At 61.8% G+C, this 14,525-nt stretch carries 14 protein-coding genes; 6 read left to right on the forward strand and 8 right to left on the reverse strand.

Annotated features, from left to right (window positions below; translation table 11 throughout):
• Window position 1 precedes the first annotated feature (1 nt).
• From thiO to thiD, 5 genes are read left to right on the forward strand one after another with little or no spacing between them, the layout of a single operon-like run.
• Window positions 2-988 (forward strand): glycine oxidase ThiO, encoded by a 987-nt coding sequence (gene thiO, locus EL18_RS11255; RefSeq protein WP_036483012.1) that lies wholly within the window; start codon window positions 2-4, stop codon window positions 986-988.
• Window positions 972-1,169, forward strand: coding sequence for a sulfur carrier protein ThiS (thiS, locus tag EL18_RS11260; RefSeq protein WP_036483015.1), 198 nt, complete (start codon window positions 972-974; stop codon window positions 1,167-1,169). Before thiO ends, thiS begins: the two co-directional genes overlap by 17 nt.
• A 1-nt stretch (window position 1,170) precedes the next feature.
• Window positions 1,171-1,944 carry a thiazole synthase gene (locus EL18_RS11265; RefSeq protein ID WP_036483017.1) on the forward strand — a complete coding sequence of 258 codons (774 nt, stop codon included), beginning with the start codon at window positions 1,171-1,173 and terminating at the stop codon, window positions 1,942-1,944.
• Window positions 1,941-2,546, forward strand: coding sequence for a thiamine phosphate synthase (locus EL18_RS11270; protein ID WP_036483019.1), 606 nt, complete (start codon window positions 1,941-1,943; stop codon window positions 2,544-2,546). Before EL18_RS11265 ends, EL18_RS11270 begins: the two co-directional genes overlap by 4 nt.
• A complete protein-coding gene (gene thiD / locus EL18_RS11275; protein ID WP_036483021.1) occupies window positions 2,537-3,286 on the forward strand; it encodes a bifunctional hydroxymethylpyrimidine kinase/phosphomethylpyrimidine kinase in 750 nt (249 codons plus the stop codon). The genes EL18_RS11270 and thiD overlap by 10 nt, the downstream gene beginning before the upstream one ends.
• Here the strand turns inward: thiD and EL18_RS11280 are convergent.
• The 6 genes from EL18_RS11280 to EL18_RS11305 form a co-directional block, all read right to left on the reverse strand.
• Window positions 3,283-5,211 (reverse strand): beta-galactosidase, encoded by a 1,929-nt coding sequence (locus tag EL18_RS11280; protein ID WP_036483025.1) that lies wholly within the window; start codon window positions 5,209-5,211, stop codon window positions 3,283-3,285. The two genes, thiD and EL18_RS11280, sit on opposite strands and share 4 nt — an antisense overlap.
• Complete coding sequence (locus EL18_RS11285; protein ID WP_036483027.1) at window positions 5,211-6,308, reverse strand: ABC transporter ATP-binding protein; 1,098 nt, start codon at window positions 6,306-6,308, stop codon at window positions 5,211-5,213. The genes EL18_RS11280 and EL18_RS11285 overlap by 1 nt, the downstream gene beginning before the upstream one ends.
• Before the next feature lie 3 nt (window positions 6,309-6,311).
• A complete protein-coding gene (locus tag EL18_RS11290) occupies window positions 6,312-8,402 on the reverse strand; it encodes an alpha-galactosidase (protein ID WP_036483029.1) in 2,091 nt (696 codons plus the stop codon).
• Complete coding sequence (locus tag EL18_RS11295) at window positions 8,399-9,250, reverse strand: carbohydrate ABC transporter permease (protein WP_036483032.1); 852 nt, start codon at window positions 9,248-9,250, stop codon at window positions 8,399-8,401. Before EL18_RS11295 ends, EL18_RS11290 begins: the two co-directional genes overlap by 4 nt.
• 2 nt (window positions 9,251-9,252) lie before the next feature.
• On the reverse strand, window positions 9,253-10,161 hold the full coding sequence (locus tag EL18_RS11300; RefSeq protein ID WP_244444557.1) for a carbohydrate ABC transporter permease: 909 nt from the start codon (window positions 10,159-10,161) through the stop codon (window positions 9,253-9,255).
• 81 nt (window positions 10,162-10,242) lie between these two features.
• A complete protein-coding gene (locus tag EL18_RS11305; protein WP_036483034.1) occupies window positions 10,243-11,475 on the reverse strand; it encodes an ABC transporter substrate-binding protein in 1,233 nt (410 codons plus the stop codon).
• A gap of 143 nt (window positions 11,476-11,618) precedes the next feature.
• On the opposite strand from EL18_RS11305, the gene EL18_RS11310 reads away from it, so the two are divergent.
• The gene (locus tag EL18_RS11310; protein WP_036483042.1) at window positions 11,619-12,548 is read left to right on the forward strand and encodes a helix-turn-helix domain-containing protein; all 930 of its coding nucleotides are present in this window, start codon (window positions 11,619-11,621) and stop codon (window positions 12,546-12,548) included.
• A 212-nt stretch (window positions 12,549-12,760) separates the two neighbouring features.
• On the opposite strand, the gene EL18_RS11315 is transcribed toward EL18_RS11310, so the two are convergent.
• Both EL18_RS11315 and EL18_RS11320 read right to left on the reverse strand, forming a co-directional pair.
• Window positions 12,761-13,708: an alpha/beta hydrolase family protein gene (locus tag EL18_RS11315; RefSeq protein ID WP_036483048.1), complete on the reverse strand. Its 948-nt coding sequence runs from the start codon at window positions 13,706-13,708 to the stop codon at window positions 12,761-12,763.
• Window positions 13,709-13,760: 52 nt separating this feature from the next.
• Complete coding sequence (locus tag EL18_RS11320; protein ID WP_036483052.1) at window positions 13,761-14,522, reverse strand: SDR family oxidoreductase; 762 nt, start codon at window positions 14,520-14,522, stop codon at window positions 13,761-13,763.
• Window positions 14,523-14,525: the final 3 nt, after the last annotated feature.

Consider the following 14,525-nt stretch of genomic DNA (forward strand, 5'->3'; position numbering starts at 1 on the left):
CATGCGTGTTCTGGTACGCGGGGCCGGTGTTGCCGGCCTTGCGACCGCCTGGGAGCTGACGCACCGGGGCGCAGAGGTCACTGTGGTCGAACAGGCTGCCGACCTCACTCAGGCCGCATCCTGGAAGGCAGGCGGCATGCTGGCACCCTGGTGCGAGAGCGAGAGCGCGCCGGAGATCGTGGCTCGGCTCGGGGTCCGCGCGGCTGATTGGTGGGATGCAGCACTGCCCGGTCAGGTGAAGCGTTGCGGCACACTGGTGGTCGCGCAGCCGCGTGATGCGGGCGAACTGGAGCGCTTTGCTCGACGCACCGGCAGACACCATCAGTGGCTGGATGCGGACGGCATCGCGCGGCTGGAGCCTGCTTTGGGAGACCGGTTCCGTCGCGGCCTCCACTACGCGGACGAAGCCCATCTTGATCCGCGCAAGGCGCTTGAAGGACTGGTTTCGCAGCTGAAGTCTTTCGGTGTGGCCATCAATTTCGGTCAGGTTGAGGTGGCGGGACACTTCGATTTCGAGATCGACTGCACCGGCTTGGCCAGCCGCCAAACGGGCTTGCGCGGCGTGCGGGGCGAGATGCTGCTTCTGGCCACGCACGAGTTGGAGCTTACCCGCCCGGTTCGCCTCATCCATCCGCGCTTTCCCCTATACATCGTGCCGCGCGGCGACGGGCGCTTCATGGTTGGCGCGACCATGATCGAGAGTGCTGCGGATGGTCCGGCGACCGCGCGCTCAATGATGGAGCTCCTGAGCGCTGCCTATGCGATTCATCCCGGATTTGGCGAGGCTGGTGTGATCGAGACGGATGCGGGTGTGCGACCGGCCTATCCCGACAATGTTCCACGCGTCACGCGCGATGGCAAAACGATCAGCGTCAACGGGTTCTTCCGCCACGGCTTCCTGCTCGCACCCGCAATAGCGCAGCAGGCGGCGGATATGGTTTTTGCGACAACTCAGGCAAGGAGGCTTGCCCATGAAGCTCATCATTAACGGATGCGAGGCTCAGGTTTCGGCGACACGGCTGGACGCGCTCATTCGCGAACTCGACCACCAGGATCAATGGGTGGCAACGGCGGTCAACGGCACGATGGTGCCGCGCGACAGGCGTGACGCCCATGCGCTCAAGGAGGGTGACCGGGTCGAAATCCTGTCGCCCATGCAGGGAGGGTGAGATGCTGACCATCTACGGCAAAACACTGTCCTCGCGGCTTTTCCTCGGCACGGCGCAATATCCCTCGCCCGCCATTCTGGCCGATGCTGCACGGGCTTCGAATCCGGCAATGCTGACCGTTTCGCTTCGCCGCGAAATGGCGGGCGGCCAGACCGGCAGCGGGTTTTGGGACGTGGTGCGTGAACTCGGCATCGACCTGTTGCCGAACACGGCCGGATGCCATTCCGCAAAAGAAGCCATCACCACCGCGCAGATGGCGCGGGAGCTTTTCGGGACGGACTGGATCAAGTTGGAGGTGATCGGGCATCACGACATGCTTCAGCCAGACGTCTTCGGCCTTGTGGAGGCGGCGCGTGCGCTGAGCGCGGAAGGCTTCAAGGTCTTCCCCTACACCACCACCGATATCGGCGTGGCGGAGCGGCTGCTGGAAGCCGGATGCGAGGTTTTGATGCCGTGGTGCGCGCCCATCGGCTCGGCGCGCGGTCCGCAGGATGTGCAGGCATTGAAAAGCATGCGCGGCTATTTCCCCGATGTGCCGCTGGTGGTGGATGCCGGCCTTGGTCGCCCCTCCCATGCCATGACGGTGCTGGAGCATGGCTATGACGCCGTGCTTCTGAATACCGCGGTTGCAGGTGCAGACGATCCGGTCGGCATGGCGCGCGCCTTTGCACTGGCCGTCGATGCGGGCCGGCTGGCCTTTGAGAGCGGAATGCTGGAGCCACGCGACATGGCCGTGCCCTCCACGCCCACCTTCGGCATGGCGGAGTTCTCATGAAGCTCGACCCTTTTTATCTGATCGTCGACAGTGCCGCATGGGTGCGTCGGCTCGTGCCGCTCGGCGTGAAGCTCGTTCAGCTTCGCATCAAGGATATGGATGAGGTGCCGCTGCGCGAGGAAATCCGCGAGGCGCGGGAAATCTGCGCACGCCATCAGTGTCAGCTGATCGTGAACGACTATTGGCACATCGCCATTGAGGAGGCTTGCGACTTCGTTCATCTGGGCCAGGAAGACCTGGCCGATGCCGATCTGGACGCGATCCGCGCGCACGGGCTGAAGCTTGGAGTCAGCACCCATGATGATGCGGAGCTAGACACCGCGCTTGCCGCCAAACCGGACTATGTTGCACTGGGACCGGTCTACCCCACCATATTGAAGAAGATGAAATGGGCGCCGCAGGGGGTCCAGAAGATCGCCACCTGGAAAGCAAGAGTCGGCGACCTGCCGCTTGTGGCCATCGGCGGCTTGCGTCCGGAACGGCTGCCCGGCGTGTTCGCCAATGGTGCCGACAGCGCGGCGGTGGTGACCGACATCACGCTGAACCCGAACCCCGAGGCGCGCACGCGTGAATGGCTGGCGGCGACGGCTAAATGGCGGTGAAGCGGGTTCTCGTAATTGCCGGCAGCGACCCATCCGGTGGTGCCGGCATTGCACGCGATGTCGCCACACTGGCTGCGATCGGCGTCGAAGCAGCACCTGTCATCACGGCCATCACCGCACAGACACATGAGCGTTTTGCGGGCTTTGAAGCCGTGCGGCCGGAGATGGTGCGTGCACAGATCGACGCTGCGCTGGTCAGCGGTGGGATCGGTGCGGTCAAGATCGGGATGTTGGCAACGGCAGAGATTGCCGCGCAGGTGAGCGAAGCGCTCGCGAATTGCGAGAGACTCCCCGTCGTCCTCGACCCCGTGCTGGCCTCTTCATCCGGCGGCACCCTGCTTGACGAGGAAGGGCGGCAGGTGCTGCGCGAGCGCCTGTTGCCGCGCGTCTTTCTGCTCACGCCCAATCTCGGGGAGACCGCCATTCTGACCGGCATGCCCGCAGCCCCGACAGCGGCTGGCGCGAAGGCGCAAGCGGAACGGCTGCACGCGCTCGGCTGCCGCCGGGTGCTTGTGAAGGACGGACATGGCAGCGGCGAGCAAAGCAGTGATTTGCTTTATGTAGAGGGCGAACAGTCGGTCGCATTCTCGGCGCCGCGACGCAGTGGCAGTGCGCGTGGCACCGGCTGCACGCTTTCCAGCGCAATTGCCGGCCAGCTCGCCCGCGGCATGGCGCTGGAGGATGCAATTCGTGCGGCGCGCGCGCAGGTTCTGGCACGATTGCAGGCGGTCGCGCCCTAGCGCCAGATCGCGACCTCCTGCGGCTTCAGGCTTTTTTCGCCGAGAATGAGTTCTGCCCCTGATGGAACATCCCAGGCTTCCGTGCCGTAGTTGAAGGCGAATGTCAGCCCTCCCCTGCGCCTGATGCGGATATGCTCGGGCAGTTCCAGAAATTCCAGTCTAGCCTCCTGTGCAAGGTTGCGCATCAGCGAGGTCAGCAGAACCTCATCCGGCCAGCAGGCGAGATAGTAGACATTGCCCTTCTTTGTCAGTGCAGGGTCGCCCTTGGCAAAACGGGCCAAAACATCCGCGTCACTTTGCAGATATTCGCGCCAGCGAACCGCCCCACCCTTGATCGCACCTGAAACGTTCTCGCGCAGTCCCGGTCGCAAGGTGGACACCTGGGTGATGCGGTTGCCGGTCAGCTCCTGCAGGACGCCGGGTGCAAGATTTTCGGGGAAGCGGAAATTGCGATCACGCGACCCGCTGCGGGGTCCGACGAGCAATTTCGCATTCGTCTTTCGAAGTGCAGCGAGTGCCTTCTCGTCCACAATGGAAAGACACGGCACCACGACCAACGCATAGCCATCCAGCACTTCGCCGGGTCGCACGAAGTCGACATCCAGCCCCAGACGCCGCAAGGCCTCGTACCAGCGGAAGGCGAGCTCCTCATAGCGAAAGTCCTTGCCTTGCGGTTGAATGCGGGAGGTCCAGTCGGTCTGGTAGTCGAACACCATGGCCACGGGAGCGCGCTTGCTTGCCGGCAGATCGCCAAGCTTCCGGAGTTCGCGGCCAACCTGCTCTGCCTCGTGCCCGCCGACCGAAAGCTCGTCACCTTCCGGCAGATTCAGACCGGCATGCATCTGCTCCTGCGCGAAGGGCACCTGACGCCAGCGGAAATAGCTGACCACTTCCGCACCGTGCGCCAGCGCTTCCCACGTCCACAGACGCACCATTCCCGGCTTTGGCACCGGGTTCCACGGCGCCCAGTTCACCGGTCCGGGTTGCTGCTCCATCACCCAGAAATGTCCGCGCCCCACACCGCGATAGAGATCGTGGTGGAAGGGTGCGATATCAGGATGCGAGGTTTCCGCCCAGCGGTTTCGCTCCTCCTCGGAGAATGGAAACTTCTCGACGAAGCCGATGGGATAGCTGTCCCAGGAAGCGAAATCGAGATTGTCGCCCACCGCCCAATGGTCGAAGTCGAGCACGAAGCCCATGAAATTATGGGTGATCCAGCGCCCCGGCGAATGCTTGCGGATGATCTCGCACTGCATCCGGTCATAGGCCGCAATCTGTTCCGACTGGAAGCGCCAATAGTCGAGCCGCGCGGCGGGGTTGGCTTCGGTGACAGTGCGGACGGGGATCTCCACCTCGTCAAAGGAGCAAATCTCCATGGACCAGAAGACCGATCCCCATGCCTCGTTGAGCTGGTCGGGCGACTGGTAACGCAGGCGCAGCCAGCGGCGGAAAGCCTTCAGATCTTCCGGGCCATAGGAGAGCGCGGTGTCGTGGCAGCCATATTCGTTATCGGTCTGCCAGCCGGCCAATGCAGGATGTTCGCCATAGCGACTGGCGACTGCCTCGACGATGCGTGCGCTTTCGCGCCACCAGGTCTCGGAGGAAAAGGTATAGTGGCGGCGTGAACCAAAACCACGCACCTGCCCTTGCTCGTCATGGGGAAGAATGTCCGGATGCTCGTCCACCAGCCATTTGGGCGGTGTAGCCGTCGGGGTTCCCAGCACGATCTTGAGACCGTGACGCGCCAGCACATCCATGGCGCGGTCGAGCCAATCCCACTCGAAATGATCGCGGCGCGGCTCGATGCGCGACCAGGCGAATTCGCCAATACGCACATAGCGAATGCCCATTTCCGCCATGCGCTGCGCGTCGCGCGCCCAGACATCTTCGGACCAGTGTTCCGGATAGTAGCAAACGCCAAGCATCAGCGGGTCAGGTCTCCGGAGATGACGGCATTGCCGTCGCGGTCGAACAGGTGGCAGGCATTGGCAGGAATGCCGATGCGCAGGCTGTCGCCAGCGCGTTGCGGCGCCAGACCATCGGTCTTGACGACCATTACCGTCTCGTCGCGCAGAACGACGCGGAACATGGTTTCGGAACCGAGCCTTTCGCCCAGATCAACGCGACCTTCCACAACCGCGTCGGCTTTGCCGGAAAGGTCGACATGTTCGGGGCGGATGCCAAGGGTCATCTCGCCCCCGGCGATCTCAGCACCATGCGTGTCGAGCGTGAGGGTGGCTCCTCCGGGCAGCGCGACATTCACCTTGCCTGCCTCCGCCGGTGTTGCGCGCACGGAGATGAAGTTCATCTTCGGCGAACCGATGAAGCCGGCCACGAAGAGGTTCTTCGGACGGTGATAGAGTTCCAGCGGCGAGCCGATCTGCTCGATGCGGCCAGCAGACAGAACCACGATGCGATCGGCCATGGTCATGGCTTCGACCTGATCGTGCGTGACGTAAATCATCGTCGCGCCGAGGTCCTGGTGGAGCTTGGATATCTCCGCGCGCATCTGCACGCGCAATGCTGCGTCCAGATTGGACAGCGGTTCATCGAACAGGAACACCTTCGGGTCGCGCACGATGGCGCGGCCGATGGCGACGCGCTGGCGCTGGCCACCTGAGAGCTGACCCGGCTTGCGTTCAAGCAGCGGCTCAAGCTGCAACATCTTCGCCGCCATTGCGGTGCGCTCGGCGATCAGTTCCTTCGGATGACCGGTCATCTTGAGGCCGAAGCCGATATTCTGGCGAACCGTCATGTGCGGATAAAGCGCGTAGGACTGGAAGACCATCGCCACACCGCGTTCGGACGGCCCGATTTCCGTCACGTCCTCGCCGTCGATCAGCAGCGACCCGGAGCTTATCTCCTCAAGACCAGCGATCATGCGCAGAAGCGTGGACTTACCGCAGCCCGACGGGCCGACAAAGACGCAGAACTCGCCATGCTGCACGCCCAGATCAACGCCCTTGATGATCTCGACGCTTCCAAAACTCTTCCTGATCCCGCGCAGGCTAACCTCGGCCATATCTCAATCGTCCTCCCGGTCCAGTTCAAGAAGCAGTGCGCTTTCCGGCATCATCATTGGCAGCGGCAGCCCACCGCTTATTGCTGCATCAAGCGAGAAACTGATTTCGCCTGCGAGCAGCCGCCTCTGGTCGTCATGTATTCGGATGAAAGCCGGATGGTCCGGCATTTTGTTTGTGATGCGCCAGGCGCCACCGATGGTGCGCAGCTTCTCCGGCAAACGCAGTGGCGCAGGTTGCTCGCTCACTGCCTGCGTGGCTTGTGCGATGAACAGCACGATTTTCTCTTCACTTGCCGCCCCCCAGAGATACCGACCATCCAGCGGTTCGCAGAAGAAATTCGCACCACTTTCGTGAAGCACCGGGCGAAGCCTCTTGTGCGCCTCGATGAAGCCCGCCATCTCCGCGCGCTCGCCGTCGGTCATCTCCAGCGGATTGAGCTCCACCCCGAAATGGTAGGCCATCGCGACAATGGCGCGGAAGCTCAAGGAATGCCTGCGTCCCGTCTGGTGATTGGGCACGGCGGACACATGGGAGCCGATGATTTCGGGCGGCAGGAAACGGGAGATGCCGCGCTGGATCTCCAGCCGCTCCAGCGCGTCGGTACAATCGGAAGCCCAGACACGATGCGTGCGCGCGAGAACGCCGTAGTCGACGCGCCCGCCACCCGAAGCGCAGCTTTCGATTTCCACATCGGGATGGGCTGCGCGGATACTGTCCATGAGCGCATAGACCGCACGGATTTGCGCATCGGTTCGCGCGCGACCGTCACGACCCGCCGCATGGGTCAGATCGCGGTTCATGTCCCACTTGATGTAGGAGATATCATGCGTCGAGAGCACGGCATGCATCTTGTTGAAGATGTAGTCGGAGACCTCGGGCCGCGTCAGGTCAAGCACGAGCTGATTGCGCGAGAGCAGGAGCGGACGCCCCTCCGCCTGCAGGGACCAGTCGGGGTAAGCGCGGAAAAGCTCGGAATTCGGGTTGATCATCTCTGGCTCGAACCAGATGCCGAATTCCATGCCAAGGCCCGTGACATGGTCTACCAGTGGCTTGAGCCCCGATGGATATTTGCGCGGGTCGATATCCCAGTCGCCAAGGCTCGACGTGTCGTCGTCGCGGCGGCCGAACCAGCCGTCATCCAGCACGAAGCGCTCGATCCCCAGTTCGGCTGCAGCGCTCGCCTGCGCCTTGAGCGCATCCAGCTTGTGGTCGAAATAATTGCCTTCCCAGGTGTTGAGCGTGACCGGCCTCGGCTTCATGGCTTTGCCCGGCCAATCAAGCAGTTCCTCACGCACGAAGGCATGCAGGCTTGCAACATCCGCTCCCGCATAGGCGCGCGGGCTCTCGTATGTGTCGCCGGGGCCAAGCAGGCATTCGCCCGGCTCGAACAGTGCACCGAGATGGACAAGCCGCGCACCGTCATCCGCACAATCCACCGCAATCTGATGGTTGCTGCTCCACGCAAGGGTCAGTCCGAGCTTCAGCCCGCCGCTTTCAACGAAGAGCATGGGCGGCCGGTCATGGGAAGTGCGCCCGCGGCGGTTTTCCTGCACCCAGAGTGCCGTACCCAGCTTCTCGCGCCGTGTCTGGAATTCGCGCCCCCAGGACCCCGTGAAGTGCTCGATCCATGCCTGACCTGCCGGAAGGCGGAAGGTGCCTGCCATGCAGCGGTCAAGCTGGTAGGGCAAGGAGCCTTCGTTGGTCAGCCGCGAGGCCATTGATATCACGCCGCCGGCGTGGCTTGCGATCTCGATCTGGATCGCGATTTGCGCAACGGTATCTCGCGCAGACAGCCGCGTCCGGTTGCCCGTCTGCAGCATTTTCCAGTCGGAAAAATCGAGCAGGAAGTCACGCCCCTGGCGATGGCCTGTGATAGCCGGCCAGCCGAAAAAACCCATACCGCCGGTTGGCAGGATGACATTTGACGGCACCGCCTCGTCCATACCGTTGATGCGGCTTGCGCGGGTGATGGCTGCCAGAGGCTCATGCGCCTCGACGGCGTCGCCCAATGCGATGATTTCGGGCATTCCTGCCTCGTGCAGGCGCAGATTGAGCGCGAAGGGCGCTTCGCCCACGGTAATGATCTGGTTCATCCCTTGGTTGCCCCAAGTGTCAGCCCGGCGATGAAATGTTTCTGCATCAGGAAGAACATGGCGACCGGTGGCAGGGCGGCGATGATCGAACCTGCCGAGACGAGATGCCATGCGGCCACCCACTGGCCATTGAGCGAGTAAAGTCCTGCCGTCACCGGCATTGCGTGCTGGCCCTGCACAAGCACGGTTGCCCAGAAATAGTCATTCCACACGAAGGTGAAGACGAGGACAGCGAGTGCCGCGATGGCGGGCCGCATGAGCGGCAGAACGATATGCCTGAATATCTTCCACTCCGACACCCCTTCCACCCGCGCCGACTCGATCAGCGCAAAGGGCAGACCCTTGATGAAATTGCGCATGAAGAGCGTGCAGAAGCCGGTCTGGAACGCGATGTGGAAGAGTACCAGGCCGAGGGTGGTATCATAGAGCCCGGCGCGAAGCGTCATGTCACGCACCGGCACCATGAGGATCTGAAAGGGGATGAAATTGCCCGCCACGAACAGGAAGAAGATGCCGAGATTGAAACGGAAGCGATAGACCGCAAGTGCAAAGCCCGTCAGGCAGGACAGAGCGATTGCACCGATGACCGTCGGCACCGTCACCTTGAACGAGTTCAGGATATAGGTGGCAATCGGCGAGTTGGTCAGCACGGCCGTGTAGTTCTCGATGCCAGCAAAGCCCGAGGGGATGCCGAAATAGTTGCCGGCGGCGAGATCGCCCTGCGGGCGCACCGAGGTGAGCGCCACGCCGATCAGCGGCAGGAGCCAGAGAACGAGGGCCACGGGCAGAAGGACCTTGTAGGTGAGCCGCGCCCACGGGGCCGACTGCTGAATGGGTTTCGGGAACATGGTCAGATGTTCCTTTCCTGGTTCAGCATGCGGGTGATGAAGAAGGTGATGAACACCATCATGATCAGGAAAAGCACCACCGCGATCGACGCACCGTAGCCCATGCGGTAGCCATATTCGGACAGCGCCTGCTCGTACATGAAGTAGGAAAGCACCTGGCTCGAGCCATAGGGGCCACCAGCCGTCATGATGGACACGAGGTCGAAGGAGCGCAGCGATCCGATGACGGTGACGACAAGGGCAATGAAGGTCGCGGGGCGCAACTGCGGGAGAATGACATGCCACAGCATGGAGAAGCCCTTGGCGCCGTCCATGCGCGCAGCCTCCACCTGCTCTGAATTGATGTTGTTGAGGCCCGCCAGATACAGGATCATGCAATAGGCGGTCTGCGGCCAGAGGCCTGCCAGAATGATGCCGTAGGTGACGTAGCGTTCATCCGCCAGAATGGCGATCTCGTCGCCGGTCAACCATTCCAGAAAGACCGAGAGCGGCCCGAAGCCCGGTGCATAGAACCAGGTGAAGATGAGGCCCACCACCACCTGGCTGATGACGAAGGGGAAGAAGAACATCGACTTGTAGATGCGGATACCCGCGACGTTCTGGTTCAGGAACAGGGCAACCGCCAGACCTGCCGGGATCGACAGGAGATAGAGCACCAGCCACAAAAGGTTGTTCCACAGGGAAACATAGAAGGTGTCGTCGTCCAGAAGCTCGACATAGTTGCCCATGCCGATCCAGGACATCGCGCCCAGGCCATCCCAATCGTGAAAGCTGATCCAGAAGGACTCGACGATGGGAACGAGGACATAGATGAGAAACATCAAAAGCCCGGGGGCAAGGAACAGCCAAGGCGCCAGCTTGAGCCGGTTCGGCCTGCGCGACACGCGCTTGTGAGCAACGGCCTCAGTCACGACAACACCTGCATGATGGACATCTGGTCAAAAAAGCCCGGGCACTCATGACTAAGCATGAGCGCCCGGGTGGGAGGAACCTTACTTGTAGACGCGGGCGCGGATCTTCTCGAGTCGCTCGAGAATGTCGTCCACCTTGTCCGGCTTCACCATGAATTCCTGGAAGCCTTCCATGCCGGCCTTGGCCATTTCCGCAGCCGCATCGCGGTCGTAGAACTGCGCCAGCGCATGGGCTTCAGAGAGCATCTCGAAGCCCGCTTCAAGGAACGGGTCTGCAGGCTTCTCGGCCTTGTTGTTGACCGGAAGCTGCCCGAGGGTCTCGTTCATCTTGGTTTGCGCTTCGGGTGAAGCGAGATAGGCCAGGAATTTCTTGGCGTCTTCCTTGTTCTTCGCACCCGATGGAATGTGGAAGGTGTCCGTCGGCGCCTCTTCCGACATCGGGATGTCCGGATTGATCTGCGGGAACTGCAGGAAGCCGATCTGCTCTTCCTTCAGGCCGCCATCCTTCATGGTCGCGACCGCGAAATTGCCCATCAGATACATGGCAGCCTCGCCCTGCACGAGATGAGGGATCGCGTCCTGCCAGTCGATGGCCGCATGATTTTCGACGAAATAGCCAGGCTCAATCAGCTCTGCCCATTTCTCGAAGACCGCCTTCACGCGCGGGTCGGTGTAAGGCACCTCGCCCGAGGTAAGATCCATGTGGAACTCGTAGCCATTGACGCGCAGGTTCAGATAGTCGAACCAGCCGCCGGTCGGCCACAGTGCCTTGGTGCCGATGGTAAACGGCGTGATGCCCGCTTCCTTGAGCTTTGCGGAAGCTGCAAGCAGCTCGTCCCAGGTCTTCGGCGGCTCGATGCCCTGCTCTTCGAAGATGTCCTTCCGGTAGTAGATGCCCCACTGGTAGTAGGTATAGGGCACGCCCCACTTCTTGCCGTCGATGGTCATGGAGGCGGCGGCCGATTTCAGCTCCTCGTTCAGGCCGTTTTCTTCCCAGACATCGGAGACGTCTTCAAACAGGCCTGCATCGACGAAAGGCTTCATGCGGTTGCCGGCATACCAGGCGGCAACATCCGGCGGATTAGCGGTCAGGAAGTTGCGGATGGCAGACTTGTAGCCCTCGTGGTCGAAATTGTTCCACTTCACCGTGATGTCGGGATGAGCTTCCTGAAAGTCGGCGATCAGCTCTTCCATCGCCTTTTTCGGCGCCGGGTCAGACTGATCGGAATTGAGCACGATTTCACCGGCGAGCGCGGATGTCGACAACAGCGCCAGCGACAGGGCGAGGCCGCCCAGTTTCCTGATAGGGGTCATATTTTCCTCCCATGACCATGGTCAGTCACGAATGCACGAGCCGGAAGCACCTTGATGTCTTCCTCCTCTGGCTCTCATTGATCTTCCATCCCGATACCGTATAATTCTCCCGTTCTTTTGCCAAACTTTTCCGGGATCCTAAGATGGCGCCAGCAACTGCCGCACAACCACCGGACGAATCGGTTCCTATACATCCCGAACTCCATCCACGACATCCCGCGGTCATCTTCGGCGACCACCGATTTTGTGCAGGCGAAAGCCTTCATGTCCGGCTGATGGATGGCCCGCACATGCACAGCCAGGTGGAGATGAACCTGGTTCTGGACGGGGCGATGACCTATTGGTTCGACGGGCGGGAGCTGACAGTTCGTGCCGGCAGCCTGTGCATCTTCTGGGGCATGATCCCCCATCAGGTGATCGGGCGCCCGGAGGGCACGCGCTTCGTGTGCATCTATGTTCCCATGTCGATCTTCCTCGGATCGCCAGCGCTGCAGCGTTTCAGCGACGCTGTCTTTCGTGGCGCGGTGATCGAGACCTCAGAGTTGCGAACCTATGAGGAAGACATATTCCTGCGCTGGCGCGAAGAGCTCCTGAGCGGTGACCATGCGCTTGAGGAAATCGTGAAACAGGAGCTGACCGCCCGTCTCCTGCGGCTAGAGCGCGATGGCTGGCGTGATCTGCGCGAGGCCGGCTCTGCTCTCGCCAATGCGGGCGGCGCAGATGCAGCGCGCATCCAGCGGGTCGAAAGCATGCTGCGCTTCATAGCCGAGCACGCGACCGATGACATTTCTGCCGAAGATGTCGGGCGCTATGCCGGTCTTCATCCGAATTACGCGATGAGCATCTTCAAGGACACGATCGGTCACACGATCAACCAGGCGATCGTGCGCCACCGGCTGGACACGGCGCAGTCGCTGCTGATCTCCACCGATCTTTCGATCACCGATGTCGCCTTCGAATCCGGCTTCGGCTCCACCTCACGCTTCTACGAAGCCTTCGCCACCCGCTTCCGCGAAAAACCTTCCGCCTTCCGCAAACGCATCAGGGCCCGTGCAACGAAATCGGTGGAGTGAAGAAGCAGGCTCTGCGCTGGCGCACTTTGCCGGGTGAAGATGACAACTATATCTACGCTATAGCCCTCTAATCGAAGCACGAGTGAATGGCTCCAATGGGGTGGAGACGGGACTGTCTGCTTCCGGCTAAGACGACAGGATAGCTGACAGTCCTCGATTGGCGGCTTGGGCGCCAGCGCTGCCAGCGGACAGCCAGGGCAGTGGGCTCAGCTTCAGGCGTAGTTCGGAAGAGTTAGGGTCGCCAATGCGCTGGCAGGGCCGTCGAGTGAAGCGATAGCAGAGGGCCAGGCATCCACATCAACTGCAAGAGCGGTGCGAAGCCAGGCGAGGCTGAGCCGTCGCGTCGCCTCCAGAGCGTCGGGTGCTTCAGTTTCGGTTTCCATTGCATCCAACCCGGCAATGCCGCCCAGTCCGTGACCAACGCCATGCACAATAGCAAGAGCCTGTGCCCCCGGGCTGTCATGGAAGGCGTCAGCATGCCACTGCGGGCCACGTGATGTAAAGTGCGGGTTGTCGTCGGCGCCGCAGACCACAAGATTGGGCGATGTCATATGCGCAAAATCCACGTCGAAAAACGGAAAGCGTGCCGCACTTTGTTCGGTGAGTTCACGGCCACCACGACCAGGGGCTGCCAGCAGAACGCCCGCAGATATGCGCGGATCGGCAAAGCTCTCGCCAGCAAGCTGCGCTCCCAGAAGTAGACTGACTGTGTGGCCACCAAAAGAGTGGCCGGCGGCCGCGATACGCCGGTGATCAAGGCGACCTGCTAGTGCCGGCGCCTGCTGCTCCACCTCATCCAGGCGGTCGATAATGGCCGTCATCTCGGACACACGCTGGCGCCAGAAGTAGGGTGCACCGGGGGCATCATCTGGCAGGCCCGCGACCGGAGAATTTCCATGGGTTGGCTGGATCACAGCGAAACCGCGTTCGGCCCAGAATTGGGCCAGGGGGGCGTAGCCGTCCTTGGAGGGAACATATCGGGAAGGCCCGGCTCCGTGCGACAGCAGCACGATTGGCAGGGCAACGCCGCTGGCGGGTGCCGTCAGGCGCAGTTCAAGCGGTGTCCGTCCAGCCATGGGCAGGATGATCGGCGTGTAGGCCACGGTCAATCCGGCTCGGGGCGTGGGAATGGAACGCGATAGATTGATTAGATTATTCACGGTGTCATCCTGGTTGACGGCACTGCAAGCGGTCGACCCAAGGCTCGCTCCCTCAATTGCTGGTGCGGGAAGTTGATTGGCTGACGATTGTTTTGGCGTCGGCACCTGCGGGCATGCGCATTGGCGCATTTGGATCCGAAACCGCCCGCCACACAGCCTGCGCCACGTCGTCGGGCTGTGTTTTTTCGGTCGCGCTGCGCATCGTTGCTAAATAGTCCTGCACGAAAGCCTCATATGACGCCGGAACGTCCATGCCCATGCGCGCTACGGCATTCTTGCCAAAGGCGGTCGTCGGGGCTGAACCCGGCAAAACCAGTCGCGTCCGGATGCCAAACTGGGCCGTTTCGAGGGCCAGGCTTTCCGTGAACGCATTGATTGCGGCCTTGCTCGCGCTATAGACCGACAGCGCTGGGAACGGGCGCAGCGTGACGCTGGAACTGATGTTGACGATGACTCCTGCCCGGCGCGCGCGCATGCCAGGCAGGACAGCCTGGGTCATCGCCATCGTGCCCAGCACATTGGTCTCGAACAGTTCGCGAGCCTTGGCCATGTCCACGCCCTCCAGCACGTTCAACATGCCGACCCCGGCATTGTTGACCAGCGCATCGACAGCACCGGCGTCTGCGACGGCTTGCGCTATGCTGGTTTGGTCGGTGACGTCGAGCGGCAGGATGTGCAGCCGTTCATGTGCCGCCATTGCATTTGCGGCGGGCGCGCGCATCGTCGCAATGACGTCCCACCCTTGAGCAAGGAAGAGATGCGCGGTGGCGAGACCAAAACCCGTGGAAGCGCCGGTGATCAGAATACTGGGCATTGA

This window comes from Nitratireductor basaltis (assembly GCF_000733725.1).
GTDB classification, from domain to species: Bacteria; Pseudomonadota; Alphaproteobacteria; order Rhizobiales; family Rhizobiaceae; genus Chelativorans; species Chelativorans basaltis.